Genomic DNA, 23,070 nt, shown 5'->3' with positions numbered 1-23,070 from the left:
CTGAGATGGTAATATAAGGATATATCTGGAGATTCTGTTGAGAGCAGATGTACTGCACTTTTCTGTTTTTTTAAACTATTACGAACTAATTAGCATGGTATGGCAATTATCTACAAATAAGGATGCGAGAATGTAGCGGTTTATACGACGATGATGTTCTAATTAATGCAGTGTTGCACACTATACATATCTTAACAGCACAGCGTGCTGAGATTGTAAATCTAGTAGTCCACTTAATACATATTGGAACACAGCATGTAGACGTGAAACAATCAGATAGAATTTTTAAATATCACCTTATGCATATAGCGGTAGGATCTATATTTTGTAGGATAGTTTTTGACACGTAATTACAATCATTAGATATAGATCTAATGATTAATATTTTTATGAATTACATTATTGATGCACGAACCAATTTACGGTATATAATCGATATTATATAGACATGCGTATCTAGTTCTTTCATCCAAAATATTGTGGTCAGGCTGTTGCGTTTCTCAATAATGAGATATTTATGTAGATAGTGCACTAATATGGTTATCAAGGTAGTAATACATTTTTATCGTACATCATATCCGATCAGTACGCTACAGTAATTTTTCTGCAAGATAAGGCTGTACTTGACTTTATGAAGATGCTCACGATCAAGTAGCCACATTATTGCATGTTACAGATTCTCAATACATCACACGAACCAAAGTATCACCGAGTCTATTAATTTTTCATCGCACAAAGCTGGCTGCGACCTCGTTTGTAACCAGGCGATACAATGCTAGTAAGTACAGCGGAGCATCATGTGAGTTGAATACCATGGTTGCTAGTCGCAAAATATACTGGTGTAAAATTTTAAAATTGCTATTAGAAAATGATATGTGATGAGATATGATTAAACTACCAGAGCTCCTGAAACTGCATTGTACACATCTTCTAGCAATAGGACAGAAGTCAAAAATTACTGGTGTTTGCCAGATCTCTTTTACGCTATAACGCAAGCGCATTCTTGTGGTTCTGTAGTGATAATTGATGGCGCACAAGGTATCGCTCATTGCCATATGAATGTATTGGAACTACATGTTGATTTTTATGTATTTTTTATTTACCAGTTCTCTGGAACTATAGGAATTGGAGTGTTAGATGATGCAGAAGAACGGTTGAGTTAAATAGAGCTCTGGTAAGGTGGTAGACACATGGTGAGCGATGTTAACTTTTCGGGATTTAAATTACAATTCGTGCCCTGATGTTGTAAAGCTGGCACACAGAATATCGCTAGAGTCATAGGGACAAGTGCTGCTTAAAGTAGTTTGGTCAAGTGGATCAACGCGCTGCGGAAAATGGGAGTTAAGAGTTAGCGGAAAAACTGAATGCCTTTTAGTTTCTAAAATACCAGGTTTTTAAAGTTATAGAGCTCAGGGTTTAGATTATTAGCCTTTAAGATTGCCAGCATACATAACAGCGATTTAAGACACACAAAGGTCTCTCTATTGTATGCAAGGTGTTACTGCGCATAACCTCGATCATCTACATTAGGGGTGAGCGGTGCCTTATGCGCCTCTTTTTATTATATAACACTTATAGTTATGCGGATATGCTAGTGCGTTCGATGCAAGAAGTTTTACCATTACTAGGATGAGACCGGTTGATTTTAATAGTTTTAGATTCAATAAATTTTTGTGATTCTAGGTTGATATTTACTCATATTGTTTACTTAAATTTAGACATCACAATCTCGCTATTAAACTGTAGCGAAGTAGATATAGTCATCTGTAGTTGAGCTATATGTCGTGCACATATAGTAACAGACCATTTATTTTAGCTTATATGTTTCCTTGCTCTCACTTTTCCATTCCTGAACTATTTATTCTTCAATATCTACCTAATTTTATTAGGTAATCTTTTAAGTCTTAAATATTAAATAGATTGTATTCATCTTGTTTTTCACTGATATTGAAGAGTATCTATAGATTTTTTATTACAACAAAATAGAGGTAGTTGTATTTTTGAGGACGCAATCAGGCGCCTATCGGTATATTTTTAATAAATAGTTACGCAAAACTATCATTTTTAAACAATCATGGTGAACACAGAGCGCATTCATTGAAGGCAGATCGAGTATTTTATATAACTTTTGGGAGATAAGGAAACGTGGTTAGTATGCGTTTGTATCGATATCCCTAATCTTTTTAGGTTATTAAATTTTTTAAGATAAATTTGGAGATATTTTGTAATACTTGTGTGTGAGAGTAGTATCTCTTAATAAGAGAATATCTTAATAGTCATAAGACAGTAATGTAAGGTGTATATCACAGTGTTATTTACAGTGTATGATAGGATAGTTGATGTAAATTCTTTAAATCCTATACAGAGATATTTTTTTAAATCTGAGCTTAAAGTACTCTAAACAAATCTTTTTGCAAAGACAGAATGTCATACAAAATATATACTATTGATAATATATAACTAGGTAATTAGATTATCTATCTAAATTGCATATATTCACTGTTTTGACAATGCGTAATATGTGTTTTTCTGAAAATCTAGCTACGAGATATGATACTATTCTATTAGGTAAGAGTATGTCACATAATCAAAAAAAGGTTATTGTTGGAATGTCTGGCGGTGTAGATTCTTCTGTAGCAGCCTTCTTGCTTAAACAAGAAGGCTACCATGTAGAAGGTTTATTTATGCGTAATTGGGAGGAAGATAGCCGTACAGGATATTGTTCTGTAGCAGCAGATTTATCTGATGTAGAAACTGTTTGTGATCAAATTGGTATCACCCTTCATACCGTTAACTTTTCCTCTGAATATTGGGATAACGTTTTTGTGCATTTCTTGCATGGGTATAAAATAGGTTGTACGCCAAATCCTGATATTCTCTGCAATCAAGAGATTAAATTTAAATCTTTGTTAGAGTTTGCCACTATAGATTTAGGCGCGGATTATATCGCTACCGGTCATTATGCGCGTCGTCAGGATGTATGCGGAAAAAGCCGTTTACTAAGAGGCGTGGATTCTAATAAAGATCAAAGTTATTTTCTTTATACGTTAGGGTATAAAGAAATTACACAAATCTTATTTCCTCTGGGGTCTTTAGCCAAACCTATTGTGCGTGGCATTGCTAAAAAATTAGGTTTAATTACCGCAGATAAAAAAGATTCCACAGGTCTTTGTTTTGTTGGAAAACGGAATTTTGTTCAGTTTCTGTCATCTTATTTGCCCGCCAATCCTGGCATCATTCTCTCTGTGAAAGGGGATAAAATAGGACAGCATAAAGGTGTGATCTATTACACTTTAGGGCAGCGTAAAGGATTGGGGATTGGAGGCAAGAAAGGGAGCGCTTCATCTCCTTGGTATGTGGTAGAAAAAGATATATTGAACAATATACTCATTGTTGCACAAGGGTCGAATCATTTTCGCCTCATGTCAACAGGGTTAGTGGCGAGTCAAGTACACTGGGTTGATCGTAACATCTTGACCTCTTCCTTAAACTGTGTAGTCAAAACTCGGTATCGTCAGCCTGATATACCTTGTAAAGTGATGCCGCTTGGTAGTGATTCTATTCAAGTCGACTTTAATCAGCCTGTATCGGCAGTAACACCAGGTCAGTCTGGGGTATTCTATCTTGGAGAGAGATGTCTTGGAGGGGGTATTATTGATCAGCGTATACCTTTATCTGATGTATAACTCACTATTCCAGGAGTCACTGTGACAAAAAAATATTACAATATCACTTTGGCGCTCGCAGGTATTTGTCAGGCAACATATTTAGTACAACAATTAGCGCGTTATGGACACTGCAATACAGACGCACTTAAGATTTCGTTAAACAGTCTATTAAATTTAAACCCATCTTCACTACTAAATATATTTGGTGAAAAAGTATCCAATCTACATTTTGGATTGGTAGCGCTGATAGCACTATTAAACGGTAGGGATCAAGAACTAGGAACGGAAGTCACTAAGTATACCATGAGTGTAATGGTATTAGAGCGGAAGCTCAGGAGGACTCAGAAGGCAGCGATAGATTTAGCAAATCGTATTCATGCAGTGAATAAACAACATGCTAATCTTGCAAACGAACAAGATATACTTTGTGGTTTGATGGCAGAGATATATCTTGAAGTGATTAGTCCGCTGGGTTCACGTATTCAGGTTACTGGTTCTGGAGAAATATTAAAAAATATACAAGTGCAGAATAAAATCCGTGCGATGCTTTTAGCAGGTATTCGTGCAGCAGTATTGTGGCAACAAATTGGCGGTCGTCACTGGCAGCTAATGTGGTTACGTCAGCGTTTCATTCATGAGTCTAAGTTAGCGCTAAAGCTTGAGAATATAGATTAAATGTCATGTTTGATCTTTCTGGATTCGGAGTCATAATTATGGAATTGTCCTCGTTGACCGCTATTTCACCTATAGATGGTCGTTATAGCAATCAGCTAATCTCACTGCGGAGTATATTTAGTGAATATGGTTTTTTGAAATTGCGTGTTCAAATTGAAATAGGTTGGCTCAAAAAGTTGTCTGCTTGTCAAGAAATTTGTGAAATTCCTCCCTTTTCTGTCATTGAGAATGCCTTTTTAGAAAGAGTTAGCACTAATTTTAGCGTACACGATGCGTTTCGTATCAAAACTATCGAACAAATTACTCATCATGATGTTAAAGCAGTGGAGTATTTTTTAAAAGAAAAATTTGCATCTATTCCTACGCTTCATGCTGTATCTGAGTTTCTGCATTTTGGGTGCACCTCAGAAGATATTAATAATTTATCACATGCATTAATGTTAGAGACTGTTCGTAAAGATGTGATCTTTCCCTACTGGAAGAAAATTATTGCTACAGTTAAAGATTTGGCTAAAAAATATCGAGCGACCCCACTTCTTTCGCGTACTCATGGCCAACCAGCTACCCCAACAACATTCGGTAAAGAAATGGCTAATGTAGTATACCGTTTAGAGCGTCAATTAGATCAACTAGAATGTGTAAATATTTTAGGAAAAATGAATGGTAGTGTTGGGAATTATAATGCGCAGATAGCAGTATATCCGAAAGTGAATTGGCATCAGATAAGTAAGGAATTTGTGATGTCACTAGGGATTACTTGGAACCCATACACGACTCAGATTGAGCCACATGATTTTATTGCAGAAATGTTTCATTGTATAATACGTTTTAATACGATTCTTATCGATTTTAACCGTGATATGTGGGGCTATATTTCTTTGCATTACGTGAAGCAAAAGACCATTACTGGAGAAATAGGCTCTTCTATTATGCCTCATAAAATTAATCCAATTAATTTTGAAAATTCTGAGGGAAATCTTGGAATGGCAAATATTATGCTGCAACATCTGGCAAATAAGTTGCCTATTTCTCGTTGGCAGCGTGATCTGACCGATTCCACTGTACTGCGTAATTTAGGAATGGGTATAGGTTATTCGCTAATTGCCTATAATTCCATGCTTCAGGGGTTATCAAAAATAGAAGTAAATGATGCGTACTTACTCGCTGATCTTAATAATCATTGGGAGGTCTTAGCAGAACCTATTCAGGTTATGATGCGTCGGTATGGGGTTTCTAATGCGTATGAAATACTTAAAGAGCTTACTCGGGGCAAATCAATATCCTGTGAAGATATTCAAGTATTTATCAATAGTCTTCCTCTTCCAGACCATGCTAAATCACGTTTAAAGCAAATTACTCCATCTAATTATTTAGGAGAAGCTGTGAAAATGGTAGATTGCCTGTAAGAATTTGTTTAAAGAAGATGAGTGTATAGAAGTCTTCCACTCATATAATAATTCTACTATTCACCATGCTTGTACTTTCAAGACATAAGACTCGTGTAGTACTGTTTTCGCCTTTAGTTGGATTGATAGATATCATTAAACGTTGAATACTATTTTATTCTATATGAGAGTTTCTCAGTGGTAACAGCGAAAATTTTTTAGAAGAGTCAGTAATGCTTGGAGTATTCTGATTCTTCTTATGCTTTTAGAAATTCACGCAGATACTGTATTATTTTTATCGTGTCATAAGAATGTTGATTTTTTATAATAATGGACAGTATATATCGTCGTCATGCGTGATTTGTAAATGACATTTACATACGTATAGATATTTCACGATGATTAAAAATGATCTTTTTACAAAAATCAATATTTTTTGTCGTATCAGATAATTGATACACGAAACCCCGGATTGAGATACGATTTTTTTGGTACATAATCAAGTTCTTGACCTTGCCAATCACTAACTGCTGCTCCAGCGGCTACAGCTATTGCGTGTCCTGCGCCTGTATCCCAAATATTAGTAGCGCCACAGCGTAGATAAAGCTGCGCTTTCCCTTCAGCAACCATACAAAATTTTAATGATGAACCAATTGTAAGAATTTGATGCGTACCTATAGTAGTGAGATAACGGGTCAGTTCACTATCCATGTGCGACCGACTAACTACTATTGTGGGTGGGTCAATCTTTTTTGAATAAATTTTTGTGTGATGTCCTTTATCCTCTTTCCATGCATCTTTTTGTGTTGCAAAGTACATAATTGATAATATTGGTGCATATACTACACCGAGTACTGGTTTTCCTTGATCGATTAGTGCAATGTTAACTGTAAATTCACCATTACGTTTAATAAATTCTTTTGTGCCGTCTAGTGGATCTACTAACCAATATTTCTCCCATGTTTTGCGTATTTCCCAAGATAGCAGCGCCTCTTCTGATAAGATTGGGATGCTAGGAGTTAATACCCGTAATCCTGATATAATTATTTCATGCGCGATCATATCTGCAGCAGTGACGATGGAATCATTTGGTTTTTGTTGGATGTTAATTGGGACTTTTTTATTATATACTTGTGTGATAGCAAGACCAGCTGCACGAGCCAGGTCACATACAGCCCTTAACATTTCACCTCCTGAATTTATGCTCATAATAATGTACTCCTATTGTATTTGTTACTTATAGTGTCAAGAAGTTCTATAAAAATAACTGTATTTCACTTATTGGAACAGAAGTGATAAAGAAGATGCAAGCGCTATGGTGTATGTACATACTGCCCATTATTAGTAGCACGAGATCGCTTATGGCTCATGTCATATATACAGTATTAGGTTGTTGTGCATTCTTCGGTACAATAACCAGAGACAATTTGTATGCTTATACATTTAGAGAGTGATCATTGTTACGTTAACATTCAAGTTATTCGCTAACTTATATTTTTTATGCCACACATGTAACTACTATTTCTCTACTATAGTAGAGCAGTGAGTTTTTTCTTAATACTTATGGAGCTTGTAATATTTTTACTAATATATTACTCAAATTTTTAACAATAGGTAGATTTTTTCAAGCTTTTAACATGAATTTGGCTTCATAATCTGATGTATATTTAATAGTTACATTATCGATCGTAAAACTGAAAAATACTCAGTGCTTTTGACATAGTATGGTTTGTTATTCGGTGCTAATTACATGTTAATGTATATGATGCTCTTTTCAGTATGACCATGATTGAAATTTTACTGGAACGTGTTTTCTGATTGATAATTGAAGTTGTGTATGATCAATTGCGCTATCATAAATAGTAAATCAGATTTAAAAGATCTTTATATAATTCGTTTACATAGTCAAATAATCCTATATGTTTTTATGTTGTCTATTATGCATTTTAGCATGCGCATGCTGATAATGAGTATGCTCTTTCTATATCAAGTACACATTAGGTACGTGCGTTATAGAGTTCATTTATGATATACCCAAAATTATAGCACCTTGAATGCATGTGATCTGAATATGACTTAGTTGGCATAATCATAAGATAATGATATACACGCAAATAAAGTATTTTTTGTATTTTCAGTTATTGTATATCGGTGTGGTTGGATTGTAGTTGTGTATGATGCATGACACTACATCACGCATAATACATAATATAAGCATTCTCAATCGCTAGATGTAGTTGTCAATTTCAACATAGTCTCTATCAGAATGGTAACCTAATAAGAAGTGATGATTAGAATGTAAGCGCCAATCATACGTGTATTCACAGTACATATATAGTAATATAGATAAGACTTAATTCTCAAGATGTATATTAAATAAGAACTCACTAGAGATTGGCGATAGAATAGCCACGGAGTATAAATTTTCTTCTTAGTTGGAAATTAGCATATGGTTGAATGATGTTACATCCTTTTGCATTATTTTTGGTCTATAGGACCGTAATTTTTATCAAATATATAATATGTACATTCATGTATTGAGTTTGTTTATTAGTTCTTTCCTTGATTAACCAAAGTATATGCGCATCGTATATATTATTGGCTATATGTATCATATGGGTGTCATGATCAGGATAGTCGTATGATGACACATAACAGGAATTTGAGTAGAGCACTATCTTGCAACCTGTGAAGCCCTATCAAAAATAGATAGGGGATGCAACCTTTATATTTACAGTTAACATATGATAATGGGTTGAAATGACTCTAACACAGTAAGTGTACAAGCGATTTTCTTCGCAAGAAGTACACCGAGAGCTCCCCCTAGGAATGCAGTTAGTACTATAATAATCTCACTGTGGCAAAATTTTTGGCATAATCCTCCAAACATAAATAACCCCATCAATGGTGTAATATATACCAGAAAGGCCGTGATGAGTATCGTCCTTTCTCTGATAGCTAATTGAACATTCTGTTTAACTAGCACTGTTTGTGTGTCTTGTAGTCTCATAGTATGTATGTGTTTTGAATCTATAATGAGAATACTGTTCTTTCTTAGGTATGCTAGCATAGTGCATTGTACACATACGGTGTTGTGATGGATATATAGTGTAGCCATGCGATTGTTGTATGTTAACACAGTTGCTTGAACCTTTACCATTATATGGTCCCTTGCAAATAGTTTTTTAATTTCAATTGACATTATGGAGTAGAAATATGAGTTAATATAGACTCTAGCTTTTATAGATAGAAGTATAAGACTCTGGTGGTATACTCGAAGCGCTAACGAACTTACTTACATCTTCTTTCTGTACTTTCTTGTACTCTAATATTAGATGCATAAATACTCATGATAGGTGATTGTAGGTATACTAAAAGACATTATAAAGAAACTTATCATAATATAAGCATATGTTGATATGGTGCTGATAGCATAACCTCATCTGCTTATCATCAGATAAGAACATATGTGAAGCAGGAGTTTGGGATGGCACAGAGTATATTTCATGTCTGAGATACATCTAGGTCTGACTAACAGCTTTTTGATGCACCACATTAGCGTATGCTTTAAGTCTATTTTCAATATATATAGAATCTGATGTGACTAGATTATATTTTTAGTGTGTAGTGTGTAGTGTGTGTAGTGTGTGTAGTGTGTGCTATAACTGCCTTCAATATGATTGAATCTCGTTTTTCATGCAGTGCATATCCTCTATAATATCTAATGTGTATTTTATTCATGATCACCAATTAGAGATATTCGTCAGACAAGATATACATATGTGTCATATGCCTGTAACTACATACATCATTCTTTGTGAATTCATTAGTAGACTAATAGCAATGTCAATAATATATTGATATTGCTACGGTTCTTTATTATGAATAAATAATAATCATTAGTATATACAAAAGAGAAGGAGTTACTAGTACGTCCTTACATAATTTTTATAGCTAGAGCATATAACGCACCAGATAATAACATAGAGATCGGTAACGTTAATAACCAGGCGATTAGGATAATTTTTACTGTACGCAGTTGAATACCCCCGCCACTCAAGAGAATAGTGCCTGCAACGGACGAAGATAGAATGTGTGTAGTAGACACCGGGATACCTGTGTAACTAGCTACCCCAATCGACACTGCCGCTGTTAGCTGTGCAGACATCCCCTGAGCATATGTCATGCCTTTTTTACCAACTTTTTCACCTATGGTAGTCGCAATGCGACGCCATCCTGTCATTGTGCCCAGAGAAAGAGCAATAGCTACCATCATAATAATCCAGATTGGTGCATATTCAATGGTATTTAGTAAGTCTTTTTTTAATTTGCTTAAAAGTATTTGATCTATAGGAGGGGTATTAGGTAGTAACGATACTTTATCTACGGTATTAGCTATACACATTAATAAATGTCGTAAATAGATGCGTTGTTCAATATTTATAGTGTGATAGTTCACTAGATTATCAAGAATCTCTTGTGCCTTGATGATTGTCAAGAATGTATCTGATATGTCGCAACGGGATTTCATGCGATTTTGGGGTTGAGATGCTGAATCAGTGATTGGTGTTATCGGAGATACTTGGTGAATCTTTTTAAGAAATATAGCAGGGCGTTGAGAATAATACTGATATAGGTGATGCACTGCACTACGGGTACGAAAAATGTCATATCCACTTGCATTCATATTGACCGCAAAACCAGCAGGCGCCACCGCAATCAGTACTAGCATCATTAAACCGATACCTTTTTGACCATCATTAGCACCATGTGAATAACTTACACCTATAGCTGATAGAATTAAGGCCACGCGGGTCCAAAATGGCGGTTTGCGTTTACCATCAAAGCGCTCTCTCTCTCCTGGGGTCATATGAATTCTCTGTCTCTTTTTATTCCCGCTCCAGTATTTACGTAGAACAAAAATCAAGCTACCAGCAATTATAAAACCAAAAAGTGGTGAGATGATTAAAGATAGTAAAATATTTAGCATTTTTGGAATATTGAGCGCTTCTACTAATGAGTTATGTGTGATCCACGCGTGCGTCAGACTTATACCAATAATTCCACCAATTAGAGTATGTGAGCTGGAAGCTGGTAATCCAAAATACCAAGTACTCAGGTTCCAGATAATAGCCGCAAGTAACATGGAACAGAGCATAATTAGTCCATGCGTGGATCTAATATTCAGCAGAAGATCAGTAGGAAGAAGATGAACAATCGCATAGGCTACGCTTAAACCACCTAGTAACACACCAAAGAAATTAAAGATTCCAGACATGACTACTGCTAACTGAGAGCTTAAAGCACGAGTATAGATAACAGTAGCTACAGCGTTAGCTGTATCATGAAAGCCATTAATAGCTTCGTAAAATAATATAAAGAATAGAGCTATAAATAACAAATAGCCAGTATGAAAATCTAGAGCCGAAAATAAATCTAACATAAGTATTGTGCCATTTTTAAAAAGAGGAATATAGTCTGCTATGAACGGAAGACGACACCTCAAAACAGTGAAATTATATATCTCAACATTTTATATGTCAGTAAAGAACGGATGATAGCAAAACTTTGAGAATTTTTAATACGATTGATCGAATATACTATTTTATACAACAAATTGCTGAGTTCAATTCATGAAAATTTCTGATGCATAATCTGTCTAATATCTTTTTTTTTACAAAAGATCAACTATTATTAAATATTTATTTAATATTCATCTTCGATGCCTATTAGGAATTGAAGCTGTGATGTATGATATACCTTTGATACAGTGATTTTGTTTTATATAAACATTAATTTTATATATATGACTATTGTATAATATCACAAGAAAAATCTTGTCGAAGACCACATCTTTTAATATTTTAATAGATTTCTCTTAATATTCATCTGGTACAGAGATAAGACATTGTATTTATGTGTGTCCATTAATTTTAGTTTTTAGTAAGTTGTTACCTGTCTTTGTAGCATGAGCAGTCTTCTAGACCGCTGATAAAATCAGAACAATGATGAAGAGTATGAGTTTTATGTGAATTATTTCTAAGATGTCACATCAATAAAGGATTTATCTAAAAAATAGATCGATAGCGCTATATTAGTTTTTATAGAGCCCTCATAAGTATTATACAAACTACTAGTTTTTGTCTTTTGTATGCACTTTACGCAGATTATAGTAATTCGAGTCTATCTGAATCAGCTTCATAAAGGATAACGAGGATGAAAAAAGTAGCAATTGTTGGACTGGGTTGGTTGGGTATGCCATTAGGGCGTGCACTAATGGCTTTAGGTTGGCGAGTCAGTGGCAGCAAAACTACTCAGGATGGAGTAGATACAGCAAGAATGCATGGAATGGATTGTTATTACCTACATTTAACACCAAATGTAATTTGTAATAAAAATCACCTGAAGGCGCTCCTGAATGTAGAGGTCATAGTCATCACACTGCCGGTAACTCGTATGTTTTCTAGTAGTAAAAAAGATAAGGACTATTTGTGTGCCATACAGAATCTAGTAGAAAGTGCTAGAGATTTGCGTGTTTCTCGTATAATTTTTACTAGTTCTATTGCAGTATACGGCGAACATTCAGAGATTATCAGTGAGAATACGCCTCTTTCACCAAATAGCACACATGGAAAAGTTTTGCGAGAGGTTGAGAATTGGTTGCTTCACATAAAGGGTGTCGTAGTAGATATTTTAAGGTTATCTGGTTTAGTCGGACCAAAGCGTCATCCTGGTTATTTTCTTTCTGGGAAAACCGAATTAAAAAATGGATCGCATGGCGTGAATTTAGTGCATCGTGATGATGTGATTTCGGTTATTATATTATTGCTCAAGGAGTCGAAAAAAGGGGGGGTTTACAATCTGAGTGCTTTACAGCATCCAGCGCGTAATGAGTTCTATCCTCATGCTTCTATGCAAGTCGGTCTAACACCGCCCACTTTTACTATAGATAAGATAGAGAATCATGGCAAAATTATTGATGGTAGCAAAATTTGCCGAGAATTCGGTTTTATTTATCGCTATTCTGATCCGAATCAGATGCTGTTTTCATAACAATATATGAGAAAATTTCGTTTTACGTTAGAATAATTGAATTTCAACTATATCACCATATAGTATGGTTACGGACGAAAGAGGATAATCTCCTGAAGATTATTAATCAAGACTGTATAACATATACTATTTACAGAAAGGTTGGACATGGAAACATGCATAGAAATTGTTGAGATGTAAAATTATGTTTCTTGTAATAAGATTGCAATGTTTGATAGCAATAAAGCAAATATACATTTGACTATTCCTTCTTTAAATCGCAATAGGCTTAAGCGAGGTATCAAGGTGTAGCATAGTCCATGCGGATATGTATGCGGTAGAACCTTCAAACACACACGATCATACGACTACCACTAGTAGAATAAAAATAAATTACATATAGCATATATTATGAATTTATATCGCACGCTTAAAGGTATGATATATATATCCGAAGTTTCTTAAAGCGCTAGGGATGCGTGCGCGTAATATTAAGAGCTAGGAATGCTATATAGCTTAAGGAGACTTAGGGGGGGAGAAACATATATGGTATTGATAGCATCTTTATATCGTAGATTTTTTTCCGACGTAACACATAAAGATACTAGACTGAGATCTATAGACAGATGCTCATATTAAATTGTTCGATTAGGATCGAGACCTTCCTCATAATGTATGATAGATCTTGAGAAAGATATGAGCGATGGGATATTTGAATATGAAAATCAGAAATTTCCTCTAAAGAAGATATGTGGGATGAGTACAATGCTTGTTGATCATAATCAACTGATGTATTGAATTTTTATAAAAAATATTATTTATCTTTTATTGACTTGTGCGGATGATCAGTAAGTGTTATGAACCATTCATATGTATCAATCGTGTGATTAGCACATTGAAAATATATATGCTCATGAAAAATTTAACGAAAGGATGAATATTCACGTTTTTCTAATTTACATCGCATATTATCGATGATTTTTTTATAGTCCATCTGACCAAAAAGTGTGGATCCTACCACAATCATATCAGCTCCTGCAGCAGCAATTTCACTAATATTATTCATTGTGATGCCGCCATCAACTGCTAGACAGACATCATAGCCACTTTTATCAATGAGATAACGTACTTGGCGTATTTTATGCAGTGTACTTGGGATAAACAATTGTTTACTAAAACCAGGATTGACTGACATTACTAAAATAGTATTAAGTTTATGCATGACATAATCAAGAACGTGGAGAGGTGTTGCTGGATTAAGCACTAATCCGGCACCACAGCCATTTTCGATAATAAGTTGTAAAGTACGATCAATGTGCTCAGAGGCTTCTGGATGAAAGCTAATATAGCTGGCACCAGCTTGAGCAAAATCAGGCACTATACGCTCAACAGGTTTAATCATTAAATGGACATCGATTGGAGCGGTTATTCCATAATCACGCAGTGCTTTAACTACCATAGACCCCATAGTTAAATTTGGCACATAATGATTATCCATAACATCAAAATGTACTACATCCCCTCCAGCGGCTAGCGCCTTCGAAATATCTTTACCCAGTCGTGCAAAATCTGCAGAAAGAATTGATGGGGCGATTAAATATTTTTTCATTTAATTTTTCCTTGGGTGGATAGGCGCAGATATTAATGATTAGGTATTGTGTTATATGACATATGTTTTAGGTTTTATGTATTTTTTTTATTTTATTTATAACAAGGTAAATCTATAACACTCCGCATACTATTAATTTTTGGCATAAATATTGAGTGAAGAGTTTGTAAGATAAGTCAATTTTAAAATAGTTGTGTATTGCACTCCAAGCTATCAAAGACGAACTTTCCGCTATTTTAATTGATCATGTACTAACCGGTATGAGTAACGAAGAACGTTTTATATATGCAGCAAAACGACCCTGTATACCATAGATAGCGCGCTATGAGCGCTAGCATGTATGACTGAATTAAAAATAATACGCTAATCTAGCTATATATTATGCGATAGCTTTCATTAAAGAGCAGGTAAGAGCAAAGCACAGTATGGTATATATACCGATATTGTTTATCTTGTATCAGTTGTGATATAAGAATTATTTTTTATCAGAGATGATTTTTAATCAGTGATTAAAACGCAATGCGCACATTCTTACAAAGAATGCAATAGTTTAACTGCACAAAAAATCCATACAGTAGATATCAGACGACATATCTCGCTGGTTAATTCCTACAGAATTTTAAGAGAATGTAATGTATTTACCAGATTTTTATTTTTTTCATGGGCAAATACTTTTTATATGCTCACTTGGTGTGTATCTACAGAAACAGAATATAGAACATAGATAAATAATAGATTATTTAATAATGACATTAAAATACTTAATAATATTTAAAATAAAACCTGATAAGAGCATTATTCCGTTGTGTATGAGCGTATTACGACGAGCAGTGATGATTGCGTTCTGGAATTTTAAATTATGTGCCGCTGTGTTGATCCTTGAATAATATTTTTTGGAAGGCAGGTATATATTATACATCTTTTAAATTTCTGCAGGGTTCAAACTGTTGCTGATTTTTATGTATTAATTATTTTTGAGGAACTTATTGCTATAGTAAACCTTCAATTTTCACGAAGGTACATTAGATGCAAAAGGATGACTCAGTATTGTCTCCCTATTCTAAATAAAACTGCCATGATAAGGATGTGTTAGCCTCATAGGTATTACTACTATCTAAAATTATACACGTATACCATTTTAATAATAGAAATATTTACTATAGTTCGCAGATATTTTATAAAAGTTATGCTAAATGATCTAAGATATCTCGATCTATATTTTGTTTCTTGTACTCACAGTATAGGGAATACACTGTTCCAGTACTAATGTTATTCAAGATAGCAATAGTGTGTTCTCTAGGTGTGTAGATGGAAAATTTTATAGGGTTCAAAATAGATGTAGCCACAATAATATATTGAGTATTACATTGATGGTTTTTAAAAAAGAGCATATGGAGTTTTTTTTGGTAATTGTCGTACAGGAAAATATTTTATTTTTTTAAGAGGCAATCGTGTGTTTCAGATGAGTAATGATTTTATGTTTATTGTTCTCATTAATCTATTAGATATTGAATATAGAAAAATATGTTTGATTTGAATAAAGTCTGTTAGCATATGAGGTGAGAACTCTATATGGATCACAATAATATTTCATGCAGATCAAACATAACTATCTATACATCCTATCCTGAATAAAATAAGGATATAGATAAAGTATTTAGATACGCCTTTCGTCTATTAGTGTTGTTTATAAATATTTTTTCATTATTTTATATTTTTAATAAATAATTTAGCAAATGTACAAAAAGTATCTGTAGTAAAGCTGATAGCCTGGTAGCTTTCCCATTAAAGTACGTGTTATTTGTAGGGTCATAGAAAGGAATGATTACTAAGATCTATATTTGTACAATCACTATTTTCTTACTAATTCTATAATTAATATTATAGTGAGGCGACAGTATAACTGATTGAGTAATAGATTTTGTAATAATTTTGATAGGTTGTTAATGAATGGCTCATGATTGTTGTTGATTGTAATATGTTCAGCACATGCATAGACTTGTAGCTGTTTTGAACGAGAAATACGACCTGATCGGTGGTCGCCTTCGTAGTGTAGTTATACGTATAGATGGGAATAATTACAATTACTTTATATATCTGATTCTAGGTATTACTTAACATTGCGTGATTAATGTTTGTAGGTGAGTATAATATTTGACAAAGGATATTGTCGATCTTGTTGATGACACGATAGTGAGGTTGAAAGATGTATTGGGAGACATGCTACCATTCCATGGGAAGTGAGGAAATTTTATGTGTTGCGTCAGGTGATTGAACTAACATCTATTTCTAATTACAATGATGTCTCTGGTTTATAAGTACAGAGATGACTTTTCTTTAATGAACATGAACGCAAAATTTTTTTATTCTTCAATATGAAAATTATATTTTGCGATCCGCTCTAGTCGATATTTAATGTTTGATCCAAAATCAAAAATTTGATTTTGTATAATTGGGGTAACTGACATGTAAGAGCGCTGTTGTTTTACGCTGTAGGACTTATTTTTAGACAAAGATGGTATTTTTTTACTATACAATATAGTACTTTTACAATGATATGTTGTCCATATTTTTCTTCGTTATCAGGTAGAGCAAGAAACTTACCTCTTGTGTATCATCTAGCATCTCAAGATGTGTATACAATAGTTAGATGATCTAAATATTTAGGTATACTTACTATTATTGATATACGCACATCTTTCGTTTACTCCACATCAAACGCAACACTGAAATGATTCGTTGTCTATTTTTTCATCCTGATAGATGCAGAGTGTTTCTGCTCTACAATTTTGTCAAACGATTTTGATAGAATCAGTGGTAAAGATATGCTAATCACAGCATGAAAGTAGTTGATGTATAAGATATCGTAGTATTCATCATCAAGAGGTCAGGAAATATAATTGATAAATGTATTCTAACGCATAGCTTCTTACTTTATTACATTAAAGATGAATAACAATGAAAAAAACGAAAATTGTTTGTACAATTGGTCCTAATTCTGAATCTGAAGAAATGCTGACAAAGCTGCTATATGCAGGAATGAATGTAATGCGTTTAAATTTCTCTCATGGCAATTACCAGGAACACGGTCAACGTATTACGAATTTGCGTAATGCTATGAGAAAAAGTGGGTGTCGCGCGGCGATCCTTCTGGATACAAAAGGCCCTGAAATCCGTACTATGGCATTACACGGAGATCAGGATGTTTGCCTTAAATCTGGGCAGTGTTTTATTTTTACGACAGATCAGAGCGTGATAGGTAATGCTGACATTGTAGCAGTAACCTATCCAGGGTTTTCTACAGACTTAAAAGTTGGTAATACTATTTTAGTTGATGATGGTTTGATTGGTATGAAAGTAATATCTATTATCAATAATCAAGTTATGTGCCGAGTCCTAAATAATGGTAGGTTAGGTGCTCATAAAGGTATTAATTTGCCAGGTGTATCTATTCAATTACCAGCCTTAGCAGAACAAGATAAATTAGATCTGATTTTTGGATGTGAACAGGATGTTGATTTTATTGCTGCTTCATTTATTCGGAGGCCTGCGGATGTGATCGAGATTCGTGATCATCTACGTTCTTATGGCGGTGAGAAGATTCAAGTTATTTCTAAAATTGAAAATCAAGAAGGGCTTTATAATTTTGAAAAAATTCTTACCATGTCTGACGGTATTATGGTAGCACGCGGTGATCTCGGTGTAGAGATTCCAGTGGAAGAAGTGATTTTTGCTCAGAAGATGATGATTAAAAGATGCAATCATGAACGTAAGGTGATCATCACTGCCACCCAAATGCTTGATTCTATGATAAACAATCCACGCCCAACTCGTGCGGAAGCTGGAGATGTAGCTAATGCTATATTAGATGGAACGGACGCTGTTATGTTATCTGGTGAAAGCGCAAAAGGGAAATACCCGCTTGAGTCTGTAAGTATTATGTCAAATATTTGCCAGCGCACTGATCTTGTGATGCAAAGTTGTACTGTACTACAGAAAGATAATAGCAAAATGCGTGTTACTGAAGCCGTTTGTCGTAGTGCTGTAGCCATTTCTGAAAAATTAGAATCTCCGTTGATTATTGTAGCTACTGAAGGTGGAAAATCTGCTAAGTCTGTACGGAAGTACTTTCCACGTGCTACAATTTTGGCCCTCACTACAAATCCAAAAACTGCCCGACAACTTTTGCTCAGTAAAGGTATTGTTACATTATTAGTTGAAAAAATTTCTTCTACCGATGATTTTTATAAACTCGGTAAAGAAGCTGCCGCAGACAGCGGGTATGCTCAGGCAGGTGACGTGATAATTATGGTTTCCGGCGCATTAGTGAAAAGTGGTACTACGAATACATTATCAGTGCATGTATTGTAAACATCATGCGGTGTCAATTAAAAATTATATTTTAATAGCCATCTCTTTAATATTGATAAATATCATATCAGAAAGGTTATGTATTTAATTATGTACTAGACAATGACGATATTATGTGTGCGGTTCCTGAATAGAATTACTCACTGATCAGCACCATATGTATTGAGTGGGCATAGGTGTGCAGAGGGATTATTATTTATGGATGCAAAAGTTCTACTTAGTACTATATTTGACATTTATATATATGTATTACGATATATTAATTTTCTACATAGGGGTTTATAATATACCACATCGAGAAATATGCTTTGATTCTTGCACACTCTTATTATAGTAATAATGGTAATTGTTATTTAGTACACTAAATATTGTACGGTGTATCCATCAAAGGATAATTATTATTAATGGTATTAATTGATTTTCAAATTATAGCTGCAATAGAGGTATATCCATTTTATGTATCGCGATACCAATAATTATTTTTGTTGCCGATGATATACATAATCAATATACATGAGTATATAATATTATTGGTGTGCACAAAGATAGTCCAGCTTGCAACGTATATAGTATTATAAAAGATAAAAACGGTGTATTTTGCAAGATAATTATTGATCATCAATACTATTAGCTTTTTATAACTGAATAACGTCAATTATAATACAAGATTGTCTAGTGAATATTAACATACATCAATAGTGACAGTAGGATGTGATAACAGCAACTTATCTACATGTAGCACTTACGATACTATCATGCCAAAGCAATAGACTGTGTTTCTAGTATCTTAAAGCGCTTATAGCATAATCATCATAGTTTATTTGACGATAGTCACTGGCACACAGCATATATTTATATTGAGATGAGCAACTAACAGATATTTATTTTAAAATTTTATATTAGCCGTAATTATCTCAGATAAGCACATGTGAATGGTATTGTAATTTTTTACACATTTGCGCTGAGTATATCGGTGGATTTTACATAATGGTATTGCATAAAAATGGTTAATGTTTTTGGATTAAAATCCAATCACTAAGTTTCAAACTAGAAAAGATAGTATTCAGATTTATATAATTAATCATCCTATCACTAGGGAGAATCAAGAACCTCCAATGAGTATGAATTTATTTCGGATGCCATGAGTTATGGAATTGTTACCAATATTTTTGAAAAATTGCACAATACATCGTACTGATACAGACTTGAAGATGATCAATTCTGATGAATTAATATGCATAATAGAATGATAGAATATTCATAAATAATTATGTTAAGAAGTATGATTGTAGTGTTTCGTAATTAAACAGATTGTATAAGTATGACTTTAGATTTTTAACAACATATTAAAACCCAATGATGATTGGGATGTATCACGAGATACAAATTTATAGAACGTATGAGTGAAATGATGATAAAAAATTTAAAAATGATAGGGTCATATATTCATGATATGTAATTTTGAACTAGAACTTCGGGTGAATCAGCTTTTAAAGAGTGCTTGTTATAGTGATAATATGCCAAATGGTCTTCAGATTGAAGGGCGAAAGGATATTCAAAAAGTTATTACGGGCGTCACTGCTTGTTATGATTTATTACATGAAGCTTATCGCGTCCATGCAGATGCGGTGATAGTTCATCATGGTTATTTTTGGAAAAAAGAATGTGCGATGATTACAGGTATGAAGCAAAAGAGATTGAAAATACTTCTAGAGAATAATATAAATCTTTTTGCCTGGCATGTGCCGCTTGATGTACATCCAGTATTAGGAAATAACGTTCAATTGTCAGAGCTATTAGGTATTGAAATTAAAGGTGAGGTAGTAAAACCTCTTGTTCTCTGGGGAGAGCTAAGACAGTCATTAAGTGTCGATAGTTTCAAGAACAGGATTAGTATGATACTAGGGCGTAAACCCTTGCATTGCGGTGCAGCTAACGCCCCTTCTTTGATTAAATCTATAGCTTGGTGTAGTGGCAGCGGTCAGGTTTTTATTGATGCAGCAGCTTCGTTTGGAGTAGATGCGTTTCTTAGTGGTGAGGTGTCTGAACAGACAATACATAGCGCACGAGAACAAGGATTACATTTGTTTGCTGCAGGGCATCATGCTACTGAGCGGGGCGGGGTAAAGGCATTAGGTGAATGGATTGCGAACAAATACAATCTTGATGTTAGATTTGTTGATATTGATAACCCTGTTTAAGACCAATCATCACTTGAGTAATGATTGAAATCATAGTATGCACATGAGTGAGTACACAGAGCAGTTAGTTACCTCTAAGTGCTGCTCTAGATCTGCATACACCATCTGAGCTTAACAATGTATAGAAATATAGTATATATAGTCGCTGTTTAGAGTAAAAACTGTGTTTTTGCATACGATGTGGTGTGGGGTAGTATCAACAGGATAAGTAGTTTTTTATGAAGCCAGATACAAAATTTAGTTTTTAGAGATATTAATACAGAAGGTAAAAGTTCATTGTGAATGTGTGTGTTAATCGTTGTTGCTCTCAATGTAGATGCGATGTCCTATTCGATAGGATAACAGCCCTTGACATTCAATAGAATTCAAGTGCAATTGAAAATGCATGCCATTCCATCATGTATAATATTTTTGAAGTGTATTAACCTCCAATACCTATTATTCATTAGCAGACTTGCATACTACTCCATTGCATAATTCTCATATATACTATTGGATACTTGTGTTTGGCAAACCTATAAGACATAGGAAAATTTTGTATGATCTTGTGATAAAATATCTGCAGAAGATTCAGTATAACTTTCATATGTAACTTTTACTTGATGTTTTTATTTTATAGAATCATATATATAATATAAATTACTAGAATGGTCTGGTACAAGCAGTAAAATACCATCCTGCTATTATAGATTATAAATCTTGGTCATAAATAATAGAGTTTCATATGGGAATTAACATAACAATTAACCCATGTCACGATAAAACATCAGTCGTTTTCTGCAATAAACGTCTGCTTGTCTTAAATTGACGTACTTAATACTAATTCAACATCAATCTTTGGTTTATTTCATCATGATAAAGAAGAAATTATCTATTGGATTAAAAATAGATTGTGTGACGTTCATGAGCGGTGAAGGCGTTATGTTTGGATTGATCTCTTGCATCAGCGCATATGGTGAGTGGTTACTTAAATCCTTTTTCTCGCTTAATAAGATTGTAAGCTGCCTGTAATGCTTGTGTTTTTTGTTTTGCCATTTCCATCATTTCCGGAGGCAGACCTTTAGCTACTAGTTTATCTGGATGATTTTCACCCATTCTTTTTCGGTAAGCTCGTTTGATTGTGGTTATATCGTCATCACTAGATACTCCGATCATAGTACAAGCGTCTTCTAGTGTAGGTCCCGCACTTTTCTGTGCATTATTGTTAGTATGTGTAGCTCCATCAGAATAGTGGTAGTTACTACTAAATTGCTGTCCACTTTCCATCATCCGTAAAAATTGAGAAAACTGTGTACACGAGATCCCTAATTCTTCTGCGATAATATATAATATCTTGCGTTCATTTGGATGCAATAAACCATCCGCAAATGCTGCTTGAATTTGAATTTCTAGAAACATCCGGAGAAGATCTAAACGATTCGTGCAGGCTATTCGTAGTTCGCGCAGTTTTTCGCGCATTGGGTAGTCTACTTCTTTACCTTCACGGAATGCGCATTGTGCTGCTGTACGGCTATCTCCATGTAATCGCATACGATCCATGAGTGTGGATGCCACCTGAATATCGGTATCTGTGACTCGTCCTTTAGATTTTGTTAGGTGCCCTAATACTTGAAAAGTCGTTCGAAAAAATAATGACTGACGTTTGTGTTGATCAGAGGTATTATTTTGTTGAGTAGATAGGCGATTTTTATCAAACAGATACCCTGTTAACAAACCTATGAATATACCCCAAAATCCTAAACCGGATAGTAATCCCCAAATTAGTCCTAATACTCTGCCCCAATAGTGCATAAACTCCTCATTTAGGCCGTTATGTTTATAATTTCAATTAAAAATCGTCATGCTTATCTCTTTGGCATGGGAGGTATTTTGATATATTAAGATGTATGACATAGTGTATTCACGCATTGAGATTTTTTCTTATAGTTACCCACTTTTTACATCTTTTGCGCAGCGATTTTAGAAGCAAATACAAGAAGACTATATACTTTTATTTTGTTAGACGCAGAAGAAAGTATCGGCTCTTTATTACTGAGAAAATCGTATGTGCCGTAATAGTCGAACATTAATATAGTTATAGCTATTTTTACAGCAGTCGTGGTTTAGTCAATGTCATGATTAATATTAGC

At 34.2% G+C, this 23,070-nt stretch carries 12 protein-coding genes; 7 read left to right on the top strand and 5 right to left on the bottom strand.

Annotation, left to right across the window (positions count from 1 at the left end):
- Window positions 1-965 precede the first annotated feature (965 nt).
- From ERCIKOCA2762_RS03170 to purB, 4 genes are all read left to right on the top strand, one after another.
- Window positions 966-1,163: an aminotransferase class V-fold PLP-dependent enzyme gene (locus ERCIKOCA2762_RS03170; RefSeq protein WP_157988714.1), complete on the top strand. Its 198-nt coding sequence runs from the start codon at window positions 966-968 to the stop codon at window positions 1,161-1,163.
- A 1,413-nt stretch (window positions 1,164-2,576) separates the two neighbouring features.
- The gene (gene mnmA / locus ERCIKOCA2762_RS03165; RefSeq protein WP_157988713.1) at window positions 2,577-3,686 is read left to right on the top strand and encodes a tRNA 2-thiouridine(34) synthase MnmA; all 1,110 of its coding nucleotides are present in this window, start codon (window positions 2,577-2,579) and stop codon (window positions 3,684-3,686) included.
- 21 nt (window positions 3,687-3,707) lie between these two features.
- The gene (gene hflD / locus ERCIKOCA2762_RS03160; protein WP_157988712.1) at window positions 3,708-4,343 is read left to right on the top strand and encodes a high frequency lysogenization protein HflD; all 636 of its coding nucleotides are present in this window, start codon (window positions 3,708-3,710) and stop codon (window positions 4,341-4,343) included.
- A 38-nt stretch (window positions 4,344-4,381) separates the two neighbouring features.
- A complete protein-coding gene (gene purB / locus ERCIKOCA2762_RS03155) occupies window positions 4,382-5,749 on the top strand; it encodes an adenylosuccinate lyase (protein WP_157988814.1) in 1,368 nt (455 codons plus the stop codon).
- A gap of 423 nt (window positions 5,750-6,172) precedes the next feature.
- Here the strand turns inward: purB and cysQ are convergent, their stop codons facing one another.
- The 3 genes from cysQ to pitA form a co-directional block, all read right to left on the bottom strand.
- Window positions 6,173-6,913, bottom strand: coding sequence for a 3'(2'),5'-bisphosphate nucleotidase CysQ (gene cysQ / locus ERCIKOCA2762_RS03150; RefSeq protein ID WP_157988813.1), 741 nt, complete (start codon window positions 6,911-6,913; stop codon window positions 6,173-6,175).
- Window positions 6,914-8,465: 1,552 nt separating this feature from the next.
- Complete coding sequence (locus ERCIKOCA2762_RS03145; protein WP_157988711.1) at window positions 8,466-8,888, bottom strand: SoxR reducing system RseC family protein; 423 nt, start codon at window positions 8,886-8,888, stop codon at window positions 8,466-8,468.
- A 777-nt stretch (window positions 8,889-9,665) separates the two neighbouring features.
- Window positions 9,666-11,171, bottom strand: coding sequence for an inorganic phosphate transporter PitA (gene pitA / locus ERCIKOCA2762_RS03140; RefSeq protein WP_157988710.1), 1,506 nt, complete (start codon window positions 11,169-11,171; stop codon window positions 9,666-9,668).
- A gap of 773 nt (window positions 11,172-11,944) precedes the next feature.
- Between pitA and ERCIKOCA2762_RS03135 the strand changes: the two genes are divergently transcribed.
- The gene (locus ERCIKOCA2762_RS03135) at window positions 11,945-12,781 is read left to right on the top strand and encodes an NAD-dependent epimerase/dehydratase family protein (RefSeq protein WP_157988709.1); all 837 of its coding nucleotides are present in this window, start codon (window positions 11,945-11,947) and stop codon (window positions 12,779-12,781) included.
- Between the two features lie 901 nt (window positions 12,782-13,682).
- On the opposite strand, the gene rpe is transcribed toward ERCIKOCA2762_RS03135, so the two are convergent.
- On the bottom strand, window positions 13,683-14,369 hold the full coding sequence (gene rpe / locus ERCIKOCA2762_RS03130; protein WP_157988708.1) for a ribulose-phosphate 3-epimerase: 687 nt from the start codon (window positions 14,367-14,369) through the stop codon (window positions 13,683-13,685).
- Between the two features lie 2,958 nt (window positions 14,370-17,327).
- Between rpe and pykF the strand changes: the two genes are divergently transcribed.
- Entirely contained in the window at window positions 17,328-18,740 is a 1,413-nt protein-coding gene (gene pykF / locus ERCIKOCA2762_RS03125) for a pyruvate kinase PykF (protein WP_157988707.1), read from the top strand.
- A gap of 1,451 nt (window positions 18,741-20,191) precedes the next feature.
- Window positions 20,192-20,941 (top strand): Nif3-like dinuclear metal center hexameric protein, encoded by a 750-nt coding sequence (locus tag ERCIKOCA2762_RS03120; RefSeq protein WP_157988812.1) that lies wholly within the window; start codon window positions 20,192-20,194, stop codon window positions 20,939-20,941.
- Window positions 20,942-21,904: 963 nt separating this feature from the next.
- Here the strand turns inward: ERCIKOCA2762_RS03120 and djlA are convergent.
- Window positions 21,905-22,732 (bottom strand): co-chaperone DjlA, encoded by an 828-nt coding sequence (gene djlA, locus ERCIKOCA2762_RS03115; RefSeq protein WP_157988706.1) that lies wholly within the window; start codon window positions 22,730-22,732, stop codon window positions 21,905-21,907.
- Window positions 22,733-23,070: the final 338 nt, after the last annotated feature.

The organism is Candidatus Erwinia haradaeae (genome assembly GCF_900698935.1).
GTDB classification, from domain to species: domain Bacteria; phylum Pseudomonadota; class Gammaproteobacteria; order Enterobacterales; family Enterobacteriaceae; genus Erwinia_E; species Erwinia_E haradaeae_D.
Note: the sequence above shows the minus strand (reverse complement) of the source record. Positions and strands in the feature narration are given on the sequence as shown.